Below are 215 nucleotides of genomic sequence, written 5' to 3'. Positions count from 1 at the left end.
AATCGGCGCATAGTCGGTGAATCGAAAGTCCGCCCATCCGAGTTCATTCTTGCTTTGCTTAAAGCCATACTCGACCCAGTTCCTCAGACCATAGAGGTCTCCAACCTGCTTGTAAGAAATCCCATCAACCCAAGTCATCACCATCCAAGTTGAGGCCGACGGTAGGGTTTCTTTGTCAGTGGTCAGTTGCCAGTAGCGCTGGGCACGTCGTTTGC

1 pseudogene is annotated in these 215 nt (G+C 51.6%); it reads right to left on the bottom strand.

Annotation, left to right across the window (positions count from 1 at the left end):
• Nucleotides 1-215: pseudogene (locus JUJ53_RS19645) on the bottom strand (IS701 family transposase); the annotation flags it as partial.

Source organism: Leptolyngbya sp. CCY15150, assembly GCF_016888135.1.
GTDB lineage: Bacteria > Cyanobacteriota > Cyanobacteriia > RECH01 > RECH01 > RECH01.
This window is presented reverse-complemented; position numbering and strand designations above follow the sequence as displayed.